Below are 12337 nucleotides of genomic sequence, written 5' to 3' on the forward strand. Positions count from 1 at the left end.
CCGCCAAGCGCCATTATGGCTACGCTCGATATTATAGCGCAACTTCCGCCTGTTGGACAAAGGTGATGGTCAACTCGCACGGCTTCATGCGCTGTTCCGCAAGCCAAGCGGACGAAAAAGCAGGATGTGGAAGCGATTCCGGGATTCAAGGCATCTCGCCCCCATTTGCCGGGCGGAAAAAAAGGCAGCCTGTGAAGCTGCCTTGTTGTTTCGCCTATTGTTCCATTTGTCGAGCCAAAAAGCTGGCGGCTGTTTCTACTGCTTTATGCTCCACTTCACCAAGCGTTTTCTCGCGCGATAAAATGATGACTGCTCCGATCGGATCGCCGTTGGCGACAATCGGGCCGATCGTATACGACTTCAACGTTTCCGTCATCCCGTCAACGAGCTCGACTTCCCCTTCCTCCGTATGGAGGATGGAATTGCGGTCTTCCATGGCTTTTTCCACCAACGGGCTGACGCTTTTGTTCATATACTCTTTTTTCGAAACGCCGGCGACAGCGATGTATACATCGCGGTCGCAAATGAGCACAGGCTGGCCGAGGCTGTCAAACAGCGCTTCGGCGTACTCTTTGGCAAAGTCGCCTAATTCACTGATCGGCGAATATTTTTTCAAAATGACTTCTCCATCGCGGTCAACAAATATTTCGAGCGGATCTCCTTCGCGAATGCGCAACGTTCTGCGAATTTCCTTCGGAATGACAACTCTCCCTAAATCATCAATGCGACGAACAATACCGGTTGCTTTCATGCCTTGTATACCCTCACTTTCATCTAGGATTTGAAGGATACTCCGATGAACCCTTTCAATGGGGAATTCACCATTGTTGTCATTAGTATCCTTCACAATCCACGTTCTATACGTGATGAAAGTGATTTTGGCCATTTTAGATAAAATTGCCCATCCTTCATTATCGCCACATGCAGGAAACGATAAACATCATAAAACTTTTTCTTGATTATGCCGTCACCGACTTCTCATTTTCCACCCCAGACAGCCGCCGCAGCGTCTCCTCTAAAATCATCAGCCACTCGTGCGGCTTCATTTCCTTGATATAGAGCACAATTTTCAGCTTCGCTCCGTCCATGCCAAACCCGAATAAGCGGCCATGCCGGCGTCCGATGTCAGATAGACGCTGGATTTCCACCGTTTTCGATGCCTGTTCAGTAAACAAGATGTCAATTTGCTGCTTATGTTGCTTCATCGATTCGACGCCAAGCTGCTTGGCCAACACCTTCAACTCAGCAATTTGGAACAAATACGCAACTTCATCTGGATAATCGCCGAAGCGGTCGACCATTTCCTCACGCAGCGCCTCAACGTCTTCGAGCGTCTCCACTGCCTTAAATCGCTTGTACATCTCGATCTTTTGCAACTCGTCTGCAATGTATGTGCTCGGAATATAGGCGTCGACTTCGACATCGATGACGACATCCGGCCGCTCGTCTTCTCGCTTGATGCCGCGCCGTTTCTCGATCGCTTCTTTCAACATTTGCGAATACAAATCGAATCCGACCGAGTCGATAAAGCCGTGCTGTTCGGCGCCGAGAATGTTGCCCGCGCCGCGGATCGACAAATCGCGCATGGCAATTTTAAAACCAGAGCCGAGCTCGGTAAACTCTTTAATGGCTTGCAGCCGCTTTTCTGCCGCTTCATTGAGCACTTTATCTTTCCGATAGGTGAAATACGCATAAGCGACGCGGTTGGAGCGGCCGACGCGCCCGCGCAGCTGATACAGCTGCGACAATCCCATCCGGTCGGCGTCATAGACGATAAGCGTGTTGACATTCGGAATATCGATGCCCGTTTCAATGATCGTCGTCGTCACCAGCACATCGTATTGCCCTTCCAAAAACGCCAAAATCGTCGATTCGAGCTCCGTTTCCGACATGCGGCCATGCACGTAAGTGACGCGCGCTTCCGGGACAAGCTGTGCGATTTCTTCCGCTTTCAAGTCGATATCTTCAATATGGTTGTAAAGGAAAAACACCTGCCCGTCGCGGGCGAGCTCACGTTCAATCGCCTCTTTGACGAGTTCGGGCGTATATTCCATGACATACGTTTGCACCGGGAATCGGTTTTCAGGCGGCGTCTCGATGATCGACAAATCGCGCACGCCGATCATCGACATATGCAACGTACGCGGAATCGGCGTCGCCGTTAAGGTGAGCACGTCGATGTTCGCCTTCAGCTGCTTAATTTTTTCTTTATGCGCCACGCCAAACCGTTGCTCCTCGTCGATAATGAGCAAGCCTAAATCTTTAAACTTCACGTCTTTCGACAGCAGCCGATGCGTTCCAATGACCATATCGATCGTCCCATCTTTTAGCCCTTTGATGATCTCGGCTTGTTGCTTTTTCGTCCGGAAGCGGTTCAACAGTCCGACGTTGATTGGGAACCCTTGAAACCGTTCGCGCACCGTTTCGTAATGCTGTTGGGCCAAAATCGTGGTCGGCACAAGAAAGGCCACTTGTTTGCCGTCCATAATGGCTTTAAACGCCGCCCGCAACGCCACTTCCGTCTTCCCGTAGCCGACGTCGCCGCAAAGGAGGCGGTCCATCGGTTTGTCGCTCTCCATATCACGCTTAATTTCCTCAATCGACCGAAGCTGATCTTCCGTCTCTTGATACGGAAACGCCGCTTCAAATTCGCGCTGCATCTCGGTGTCCGGCGAAAACGCATATCCTTTGCTTGCCTCACGCTCGGCGTACAGCTTGATTAAATCTTCAGCAATATCCTGGACGGATGATTCCACTTTCTTTTTGACCTTTTTCCATTCCGAACCGCCTAGTTTGTAAATTTTTGGTTCTTTTCCTTCCGAGCCGACGTATTTTTGCACTTGATCCATTTGGTCGACCGGAACATACAGCGTATCGCCGCCTTGGTACTGGATATGAATATAGTCTTTATGCACCCCGTTGATTTCTAACGTCTCGATGCCTAAATATTTCCCGATGCCATGGTTGACATGGACGACGTAGTCGCCGACTTGCAATTCGGCGTAGCTTTTGATCCGCTCGGCGTTGGACAGCTTTTGCCGGCGCACCGGGCGTTTGACCCGTTTTTTGAACAACTCTTCTTCTGTGATGACGGCAATTTTTTGCAACGGCAATTCAAACCCGGTATTTAAATCTCCTTCAAGGAGCTGGCATTTGCCATGCAGCAAAGCCGCATCGCGCGCGAGCGGCAGCGCGTCAATCTCATAATCTTGAAGCAATGATTGCAGCTTTTTCACCCGCTCTGCATTCGGCGCCAAAAAGACGACCGCATAGTTTGCCTTTTTCCACCGCTCGACTTCGGATTGAAGAAGCGCCATTTGCCCATGGAAGTTTTGCATTTGTTTGCACGTAATATTGACGACGTTTTGTGGGTGGGCATACGGAACATGGCGCAAAAACAACGATAAGTATACCCGCTGGAATCGATGTTTTTGCAATAATTCAGAAAACGAATGCGAAAGCGGCACGCCATGAATCATTTTCCCACTGTCAAGCAAACTCGTATACCATTCCGCCTCTTCGCGGTCCAACCGTTCCGCCGCCTCTTGCAGCCGGCTCATTTCATCCATGAGCAGCACGCCGTCTTCTGGCAGGTAATCTAGCAAACTCGCAACCTTTTCATAAAAAAGGGACATATATTTATATTGTTGCTCGATTTCCTGCCCCTCGCGCAATTGCTCAAGCTCAGCGTGAATATGTTCATACATCCGCTGTTTGGCGGCCTCATCTTTCATCGTCTCCAAACTCGACGCAAGCCCCGCTTCAATCCGCTCGATTCCTCGGCGCCGCGTCTCACCATCGAGAATGATTTCATCGGCCGGCCCGATCATGATGCGCTCGATTTGCCCTTGCGAACGTTGGTCGTCAGGGGTGAACGTCCGAATCGATTCGATTTCCGTATCAAACAGCTCGATGCGGTACGGAAGCTCAGCGGTCAATGGATAAATGTCGATGATGCCGCCGCGGACGCTGAACTCTCCGGGGGCGGAAACGGTGCCGACCCGTTTGTACCCCATTTGCACAAACTTCTGTTTACAACGTTCTACATCGAACTCTTGTCCAACGGAGAAGGTGAACAAATACTGCTTCCAAAGCGACGGCGGCGGCAACAAACGCCGCAAGCCGGCGACCGGGCAGACGACGACTCCTTTTCCGCCTTGCGCCCAATGGTTCATAATCTCTAGGCGCTGTGCCTTCAGCTCCGGGCTGGCGACCGCCATCTCAGCGGCGATCACTTCGTTTACTGAATAAAGGAACACGTCTTCCGGCCCGAGCAACGAAACGAGATCGTCATACATTTTTTGCGCCTGAAACAAATTGTGAGAGACGACTAACAGCGGCCGGCCTGTCTCCTTGTAAAGCGTGGAAATAAAAACAGACCGGGCCGATCCGGACAGCCCGGCGACAAGCTGTTCCTTCAAACGGACATGGAGCCCCTCGATGATCGTACGGACATCTTGGTTTTCAGCTAAATAGCGATGCAACGAAAGCACCCCTATTCTCCCTCCTCTCAACGCCAGTTTCTTTCCGTTTCATTGGCCTGGCGCAAACACAAAAACGCTTTGGTCGCCCAAAGCCGCCCTTAATGGATGAATTTTTCGTATTGATGCCATTCTGGGTTTCGCGCCAGCGCCTCTTGACAGTCTTCGCAAATCGTTTTCACATGAATGTCACCGTTCGGTTCATACGAAATCATCTCGAGCCGTTCCTCTTCCGTTAAGTGGTGGAATCCCAGTTTCTCGCTGTATATCGGCATTTGCTCAATCGTTCCGACTTTTGCACCGCAATGGCGGCAATAGTAATGTAGTGCCATTCAAGCCAACCTCCTCACTGGGCACCGGGCTGTTCCGCCCACAAGGCAGGCGAAGCCGACGCTTCGGCCGCCTCCCGTACTCACATTGTGCACCAGTTCAGAGGAAAATATTCACTCGTTAAAATCATTCATCACTTGAATAAATGGCGCCTTCACCGCCTGTTCACACGCATCGGCAGCCCGCAGCACCGCTTTGTCCACCGCCGGTTTCTCCTCTTCCGTAAAGCGGCTGAGCACGTAATCCGCAACCGGTTGCCCGTTCGTTGGCCGACCGATGCCAATGCGAATGCGCTTAAACTGCTCGGTGCCAAGGTGGTGAATGAGCGATTTGACGCCATTATGGCCGCCGGAGCTTCCTTTCAGACGAAGGCGGATTTTTCCCGGCGGGAGATCGAGGTCATCGTAAATGACGATGACATCATCGATGGCAATGTCGTAGTAATCCATAAGTGGGCGAACACATTCCCCTGATAAATTCATATATGTCAACGGTTTGCATAATGCCACTTTTTCGCCAGAAACGGACGCCGTTCCGAACAAGCCGCGAAATTTAGCGGTTTTTAACGATACATTCCAGCGCTTCGCCAGTTCGTCGATGACGAAAAAACCGACATTGTGCCTTGTTTGCTCATACTCCTTGCCCGGATTGCCGAGCCCGACAAACAGCTTCAATCCTCGCGCTCCTCTCTTTGCATGATACTACAAAAGACGTAACCGAAACGGTTACGTCTGTCACTCTTCTGGCGTCGTTTCTCTTCCTTCCGCAGCATCAGGCTGCCCTGCCTCTTGCTGTTCGCCGCTATCGATTTCTTCCTCTTGTTGCGGCGGCAAGATCGTGGCGATCACTTCGGAAGGTTCATGATTGATTTCAAATTTGCCGTCCGTTTGCACGTCGCCAACGGTGACGGTATCACCGACTTGCAGTCCGGAAATGTCCACTTCGATCACTGGAGGAATGTTCGCCGGCAGGACGCGGATGGACAGCTCATGCAAGTTTTGCTGCAACACGCCGCCATCCTTCACGCCAGGCGCCTCGCCTACTAAGCGAACTTCAACGTCAATATCAACTTCTGTCGATAGATCAACCGCTTGAAAATCGGCGTGAAGCAACTCGCCACGCAACGGATCGCGCTGCATCTCGCGCAGCAACACCGAGTAGTCCTCGCCGCCGACTTTCAGCGTCAGCAAGCTTGTGCGTCCGCCTTCACGAAGCACTTTTTCCAGTTCAGCGGCGCTGACGAAAATCATTTTGTTTTCGACTTTTTTGCCGTACAAAATCGCTGGAATGCCGCCTTGCGAACGAATACGCCGCAATGTCGAACGTTTTTTGTCTGTGCGTTCTTTCGCTTCCAACACAATCGCCATGTTTCTTCACCTTCCTGAATTAGAATCTATTGACTACTTTATCCTAAAACAAGAAGGGCTAAACATGTTTTCTTGCGTTAGTCGAACAGGACGCTGACAGACTTCATTTCATGCACGCGCGTAATCGCTTCAGCAATAAGCGGAGCCACCGACAGCTCTACAATTTTATCAATTTTTTTCTCTTCTGGCAAGGCAATTGAATTGGTGACGACCAGTTCCTTAATTTTGGAACTTTGAATGCGCTCGATCGCTGGACCAGACAGCACCGGATGGGTGCAGCACGCGTACACTTCCTTCGCTCCGCTTTCCGCTAGAGCGTTGGCCGCGAGTGTAATCGTGCCGGCCGTATCGATAATGTCATCAATCAAAATGGCCGTTTTCCCCGCCACTTGCCCGACAATGTTCATCACTTCCGCCACGTTCGGCTTCGGCCGGCGCTTATCGATAATGGCAATCGGCGCTTTCAAGCGGTCGGCGAGCTTGCGCGCCCTTATGACACCCCCATGGTCCGGAGAGACGACGACAATATCTTCCAATTGTTTGCTTTTGAAATAATCCGCCAAAATGGGCACACCCATCAAATGATCGATTGGAATATCGAAAAATCCTTGAATTTGGGGGGCATGCAAATCAAGCGTGATGACGCGCGACGCTCCGGCCGTCTCGAGCAAGTTGGCGACCAGCTTCGCTGTAATCGGTTCGCGCGAACGCGCTTTCCGGTCTTGACGGGCATAGCCGTAATACGGCATCACGATATTGATCGTGCGGGCCGAGGCGCGCTTTAACGCGTCGATCATGATAAGCAACTCCATCAAATGCTCATTGACCGGCACGCTCGTCGATTGAATGACGAACACATCGTCGCCGCGGATGCTTTCTTCAATGTTGATTTGAATTTCCCCGTCGCTGAAACGGGAAACGGAACATTTGCCAAGCTCGATTCCCATGACTTCTGCAATTTCCTTCGCCAACTTCATGTTCGAGTTCAGAGCGAACAATTTTAATTGATGCTGACAGTCAGACATGATAGACCTCCGCTAAGATTTTTTCTTGCCTGGCAGGCGATCGACATAATTTTCTTTATTGACTTGCCGGGCGCGGGCAATGGCGAGCGCGCGACCGGGGACGTCATTCGTGATCGTCGATCCGGCGGCGACGTAAGCGCCTTGTCCTACCGTAACCGGTGCAATCAAATTGACATTGCAACCGATAAACGCCCCATTTTCGATTTTGGTCATATGCTTATTCACGCCGTCGTAGTTGACCGTAATCGACCCGCAGCCAAGATTGACATCGGCGCCGACTTCAGCATCGCCGATATAACTCAAATGCGGCGCCTTGCTTCCTTTGCCGAACGTCGATTTTTTCACCTCGACGAAATTGCCGATCCGCACCTCATCGTCGATTTTTGACAGCGGTCGAATATGGGCGAACGGGCCGATCGTCACATCCGAACCAATCTCGCTGTCATGGGCGACCGAATGGCGAATCGATGTGCGATGGCCGATATAGCAATTTTTAATTTCCGAATTTGGTCCAATGACGCAGTCTTCACCGATCACCGTCTCGCCTTCAATCACCGTGCCGGGGTAAATGACCGTGTCGCGTCCGATCATCGCCTCGGCGGAAATATAAGTGGAAGCCGGATCGATGATCGTGACCCCGTTTTTCATATGCTGACGGCAAATTCGAGCACGCATGATCCGCTCCGCTTCGGCGAGGGCGATGCGGTCGTTTACGCCGATCGTTTCCTCAAACGACGGCGCCTGATAGGCGGATACAACGCCGCCGTCGGCTTTGATAATTTCAATCACATCCGTTAAATAATATTCACCTTGAGCGTTGTGGTTGGTCACTTTTGTAAGCGCTTGAAACAATGTCTGGTTGTCAAAGCAATAGATTCCCGTGTTAATCTCGCGAATGTTCCGCTCTTGCTCGCTCGCATCCTTATGTTCGACAATTTTCTCGACATGGCCAGCCTGGTTGCGGACAATGCGGCCATATCCGGACGGATCATCAGCGATGGCCGTCAATACGGTCGCCTTCGCCTTGGCGGCCATATGATGCTCGACGAGCGTCTCCATCGTCTCAGCGGTGATGAGCGGCGTATCCCCACAGACGACAATCGTCACTCCTTCAAGACCGCGCAAATGCGGAGCCGCCTGCATTACTGCATGCGCCGTCCCGAGTTGCTCCTCCTGCAGGGCATATTCACACTGAGAGCCGAGCTGTTCTTTCACTTGTTCCGCCCCAAATCCCACTACCGCAATCGTTTTTTCCACCCCAAGCTTCGACACTTGGTCGATGACGTGCTGAACCATTGGCTTGCCGCAAACGGGATGAAGCACTTTATACCACTTTGATTTCATCCTCGTCCCTTGTCCGGCCGCCAAAATGACCGCATATCGCTTCATGTGAAAGGCCTCCAATTACCCTTTTATCCATAATTGAATATATATGAATCAGTGGCACTTTTCAAGGAAACAATGCGGTTGCCAAAAAAATAGAGAGCTTGGTGAATTTCACCTAAGCTCCCTTTCATATGTTTACGAAGCGCCAGCTTCTTCAAGTTCTTCTTCCAACTTCCCGAGGCGGTGATATTCAGCGAGGATCGCCTCCTGGATTTTCCCGCGCGTGGCGGAATTGATCGGATGAGCGATATCACGGAACTCCCCATCTGGTGTGCGCTTGCTCGGCATCGCGACGAACAGCCCATTGTTTCCGTCGATGACGCGGATGTCATGGACGACGAACTCGTTGTCCAACGTAATGGAGGCGATCGCTTTCATCCGTCCTTCGGTATTGACGCGGCGTAATCTTACGTCTGTCACTTCCATTTTGCTCACCACCTTTTCCCCTATATGAGACTCGATGTAATTAATTCCACGTGCTCGAGTCATTTCCTTCTTTTTTCGAAAAATTTTTTATAAATTTTTATGTAGGGAAAAAGTGGGGCTAATCATTACGGAACGAGGGCAACGACTTCAATTTCGACAAGGACATCTTTCGGCAGCCGGGCTACTTCCACGCACGAGCGCGCCGGCTTATGGTTCGGGAAGTATTGGCTGTACACTTCATTCATGGCCGCGAAATCATCCATATTTTTCAGAAATACGGTCGTTTTCACCACCGTATCGAGCGAAGCGCCGGCCGCTTCCAATACGGCCTTCAAGTTTTGGAACACTTGATGCGTCTGCGCTTGAATGTCGCCTTTCACCAATTCCCCTTCTGGAGTGAGCGGGATTTGCCCCGAGCTGTAAAACATGTTGTTGACGATGATCCCTTGCGAATATGGGCCGATCGCTTGCGGCGCCTTCGTTGTCTCTACCTTTCTCATGAGCCAGTCTCCTTTCTTGATTTTTATGTCAAGCAGCGAGTGCTATAAAAACGCTTTGTAATTGCCTTCTTTGACAGCGATCCGCTTTTCTTTTACGTCGACCTCGGACAGTTTGACGAGTGAAATGTATTCGTCGACCAACCGTTCTTTCGCCTCCTCCGACTCGACGAGCACGCCAATGCCGGAGACATTGCCGTTAAACTCCTGCAGCAAACTGATCATGCCGTTGATTGTACCCCCCGCCTTCATAAAATCGTCGACGATGAGCACATTGGCTCCTTCCGCTAAGCTGCGCTTCGATAGGACCATCGTTTGGATGCGTTTGGACGAGCCGGATACGTAATTGATGCTCACCATCGGTCCTTCTGTCACTTTATTGTCATGGCGGACGATGACAACGGGCACATACAAAAAGTTGGCGATGGCATACGCGAACGGAATCCCATTGGTGGCGATCGTCATGACGACATCCACCGGACGGTCGGCAAACATCGACGCATAAAGGCGGCCGATTTTGTTCATAATACGGGGATCGCCAAGAATGTCGGTCATATACAAATATCCGCCGGGAAGAAGCCGATCCGGACGCGACAGTTGTTCACACAAATACGCAACCACTTCTTCCGCTTCCTCAGCAGCCATTTTTGGAATGTATTGCACGCCACCGGCAGCGCCGGGCAGCGTCCGAACGGTTCCGATTCCTTGCTGCTCGAACGTCTGCTTAATGATGGCCAAATCTTCGCTGATCGACGATTTGGCCGATTCGTACCGCTCGGCAAAAAATGTAAGCGGAATGAGCTGATGTGGCCGTTCAAGAAGATAATGCGTCATATCAACTAAACGGCCGCTTCGCCTTAGCTTCATAGCCGACCTCCTGAAACCGAATATTATAAATATATTTTAACAAAAATGTACGTGTTTAATCAAGAGAATGTCGTTCTCCTAACATTCTCACCGCAAACACTTGGTCACAAAAGCCGCGCAGCCCATTGTATACCCGCTGCATTCTCGAATCGTGCTCGATCAGTCCAAACACGGTCGGCCCGCTGCCGCTCATCAGCACCGCATCAGCGCCAAACCGCTTCATTTGTTCTTTAATATGCGCGACTTCCGGATATTTTTTCAACGTCACTTCCTCAAGAACATTGCCGACCAACCGGCAGATCGCCGCATAATCTTGCCGCTCGATCGCTCTCACCATCGCATCGACGTCTGGATGGCTGACACGCTCAAGTTCCAAGTTTCGGTACACTTCCGCCGTCGATACACCGATCGGGGGCTTGGCCAGCACAACCCAGCACGGCGGCGGCGAAGCGATCGGAGTGATGATTTCCCCGCGCCCCGTCGCCAGGGCGGTTCCGCCGTAGACGCAAAAAGCGACATCTGATCCGATTTTCGCCCCGAGCTCTGCCAGTTCATCCATCGTTAATCCAAGTTGCCAAAGCTTGTTCAACCCACGCAGCGTCGCCGCCGCATCGCTGCTTCCTCCCGCCAATCCGGCAGCCACCGGAATATGCTTCGCAATCGAAATGGCCACCCCTTGGCGGATCGAAAACGTCTCTTTAAGAAGCTTAGCCGCCTGATACGCCAAGTTGCGGCAATCATCCGGCACAAAGCGGTTTTGCGAAACGATGCGGATCGCATCTTCCTCCGGCAACGCGACAAGCTCAATGCGATCGGCCAAATCGATCGTCGTCATCACCATTTTCACTTCATGGTAACCATCCGGGCGCTTATAAAGAACGTCGAGTGACAAATTGATTTTCGCCGGCGCTTTTATCGACAACCTCACTCATCCTCACCTGCTTCCACGCGCAATCATGAATAAGCGGATCGGCATCCATCGGCTGCTTTCCGTCTCCGCCGTCTTTGCCCCGTCTCATCCGCCTTTCTTTCGTCAACCCATTTTATCATATTACCATGTTCTGGCGACGACGCCAAACAATATATGTATGCAAAAAAGGGCGCCCCGTTCGGGACACCCTCGCCGCAACACGCCCCGCTGCCGGCGCTATTCCGTTGTTCCGGCCAGCTGCCGCTCCGCCCGTTCAATCGCCAATCTGACCATGTTTCCTGCGTCTTTCGCGCGGATGGCGCCCCACCCCTCACGTTGCACGACATCGTAAAAGCCCAACTCTTTCGCCAGCTCTTCTTTCAAGCGTTGCGACATAATCCCGCGGCGTCGACCCAATGTCAGCAACCCCTTTCCATGTTCATTGGCGCTATGGCATGAAACGTTTGGCAACCCGCCGGCGCATCAACAAGCCGGCTTTGCATTTGGCCGGGCAAAAGGCGGCTGCGGCAGTTTTAGTATGAAATAAAGAGGGTGGTTTTATCATAGTTCCGAAAGAAAACTCCCGCTTCAAACAAAACGAAGTGGGAGTAGTTCACGTCACCTATTTATGACAAAACAAAAAACAAAAAGCAGCAAACAAATCTGTCTACTGCCCCCCTGCTTGCTCATCATCCCAAAACGTCAACTTTACTGTCTCTGTCAATACGTCGGCGTAGCTGAACGATACGCGTTCAAACGAATTCTCTTTTTGATCCAGCTCAATGACAAATACGGATGGATATGTTTCCGCCAAAATACCACAACGCTCAATCATTTTTCTGCGTCCGCCGTTGGCCCGCAGCGTCAACCGTTTCCCGATATTGGAATCCAGCGTTTTTTTAATATCGGATAAAGTCTTTGGCATTCATCATCCACCTCACTATTTGTAATTATAACAAAGATGATGTCTAAAGTCAAAAAATAAAAATTATATCAGGGCATTTTTATTTCTGTCAATGTATATTTTTCTACAATATCCTTCTTTTTA

Annotated in this window: 13 protein-coding genes; all 13 read right to left on the reverse strand. The window is 51.1% G+C overall.

The features are described 5' to 3' along the window. Positions 1 to 214: 214 nt before the first annotated feature. The gene (gene spoVT, locus CD000_RS15355; RefSeq protein WP_011229564.1) at positions 215 to 751 is read right to left on the reverse strand and encodes a stage V sporulation protein T; all 537 of its coding nucleotides are present in this window, start codon (positions 749 to 751) and stop codon (positions 215 to 217) included. 208 nt (positions 752 to 959) lie between these two features. Then, positions 960 to 4493: a transcription-repair coupling factor gene (gene mfd, locus CD000_RS15360; protein WP_021322637.1), complete on the reverse strand. Its 3534-nt coding sequence runs from the start codon at positions 4491 to 4493 to the stop codon at positions 960 to 962. Positions 4494 to 4582: 89 nt separating this feature from the next. Next, positions 4583 to 4813, reverse strand: a complete 231-nt coding sequence (fin, locus tag CD000_RS15365; RefSeq protein WP_011229562.1) for an anti-sigma-F factor Fin — start codon at positions 4811 to 4813, stop codon at positions 4583 to 4585. Between the two features lie 111 nt (positions 4814 to 4924). Next, entirely contained in the window at positions 4925 to 5485 is a 561-nt protein-coding gene (gene pth, locus CD000_RS15370; protein WP_021322636.1) for an aminoacyl-tRNA hydrolase, read from the reverse strand. Positions 5486 to 5545: 60 nt separating this feature from the next. Continuing rightward, entirely contained in the window at positions 5546 to 6178 is a 633-nt protein-coding gene (locus CD000_RS15375; protein WP_012820446.1) for a 50S ribosomal protein L25/general stress protein Ctc, read from the reverse strand. A 77-nt stretch (positions 6179 to 6255) separates the two neighbouring features. Beyond that, positions 6256 to 7203 (reverse strand): ribose-phosphate diphosphokinase, encoded by a 948-nt coding sequence (locus CD000_RS15380; RefSeq protein ID WP_096225974.1) that lies wholly within the window; start codon positions 7201 to 7203, stop codon positions 6256 to 6258. Positions 7204 to 7215: 12 nt separating this feature from the next. Next, the gene (gene glmU / locus CD000_RS15385; RefSeq protein ID WP_023634490.1) at positions 7216 to 8592 is read right to left on the reverse strand and encodes a bifunctional UDP-N-acetylglucosamine diphosphorylase/glucosamine-1-phosphate N-acetyltransferase GlmU; all 1377 of its coding nucleotides are present in this window, start codon (positions 8590 to 8592) and stop codon (positions 7216 to 7218) included. Positions 8593 to 8724: 132 nt separating this feature from the next. Next, positions 8725 to 9015 carry a septation regulator SpoVG gene (spoVG, locus tag CD000_RS15390; RefSeq protein WP_003247437.1) on the reverse strand — a complete coding sequence of 97 codons (291 nt, stop codon included), beginning with the start codon at positions 9013 to 9015 and terminating at the stop codon, positions 8725 to 8727. Positions 9016 to 9140: 125 nt separating this feature from the next. Next, a complete protein-coding gene (locus tag CD000_RS15395; protein WP_011229557.1) occupies positions 9141 to 9515 on the reverse strand; it encodes a RidA family protein in 375 nt (124 codons plus the stop codon). Between the two features lie 42 nt (positions 9516 to 9557). After that, a complete protein-coding gene (purR, locus tag CD000_RS15400) occupies positions 9558 to 10379 on the reverse strand; it encodes a pur operon repressor (RefSeq protein ID WP_014194574.1) in 822 nt (273 codons plus the stop codon). A gap of 55 nt (positions 10380 to 10434) precedes the next feature. Next, positions 10435 to 11307 (reverse strand): 4-(cytidine 5'-diphospho)-2-C-methyl-D-erythritol kinase, encoded by an 873-nt coding sequence (gene ispE, locus CD000_RS15405; RefSeq protein WP_096225975.1) that lies wholly within the window; start codon positions 11305 to 11307, stop codon positions 10435 to 10437. 219 nt (positions 11308 to 11526) lie between these two features. Then, the gene (locus CD000_RS15415; protein WP_013143961.1) at positions 11527 to 11706 is read right to left on the reverse strand and encodes a small, acid-soluble spore protein, alpha/beta type; all 180 of its coding nucleotides are present in this window, start codon (positions 11704 to 11706) and stop codon (positions 11527 to 11529) included. A gap of 250 nt (positions 11707 to 11956) precedes the next feature. After that, positions 11957 to 12214: a biofilm formation stimulator Veg gene (gene veg, locus CD000_RS15420; RefSeq protein WP_011229553.1), complete on the reverse strand. Its 258-nt coding sequence runs from the start codon at positions 12212 to 12214 to the stop codon at positions 11957 to 11959. Between the last annotated feature and the right edge of the window lie 123 nt (positions 12215 to 12337).

The organism is Geobacillus sp. FJAT-46040 (genome assembly GCF_002335725.1).
Lineage (GTDB): Bacteria > Bacillota > Bacilli > Bacillales > Anoxybacillaceae > Geobacillus > Geobacillus thermoleovorans.